Below are 429 nucleotides of genomic sequence, written 5' to 3'. Positions count from 1 at the left end.
TGATATTATCCGCTTCATCCGTCACTATGAGGAAGAACAACTGAATCCTATGATACGGGCTACAAATTCTATCGCTTTACGTTTCGATGCTATCGGCAGAACTTTAGAAACCCTTATTCTCTCTCAACTGGAAGCCAGTCAGGAGAAACACACAGCCGTACTCAAAAAGTTAAGTGAACAGTTCTGTAATCATGCCGATGTGATAAACAACCAATCCAAACAGATTAATGCACTCTACCAGATACACCAACGGGATTATAAGAAGCTACTTCAACTGGTACAACTTTATTCGGAACTTTCTGCTTGTGGTGTGATGGATAGCAAACGGAAAGAGAACCTGAAAACAGAAATCATCAATCTGATAAATACGTAGGATTATGCACATAGACTTTGCTCCACCATCGAACGGTACATATAATAATTCTGGAA

At 39.6% G+C, this 429-nt stretch carries 1 protein-coding gene; it reads left to right on the top strand.

What is annotated here, in order from left to right; all coding sequences use genetic code 11:
* A partial coding sequence (locus CYP84_RS08235; protein WP_219809678.1) for a hypothetical protein occupies positions 1–373 on the top strand: 373 nt, incomplete at its 5' end.
* Between the last annotated feature and the right edge of the window lie 56 nt (positions 374–429).

The sequence above is a fragment of the Campylobacter concisus genome (assembly GCF_002912425.1).
GTDB classification, from domain to species: domain Bacteria; phylum Campylobacterota; class Campylobacteria; order Campylobacterales; family Campylobacteraceae; genus Campylobacter_A; species Campylobacter_A concisus_AH.
This window is presented reverse-complemented; position numbering and strand designations above follow the sequence as displayed.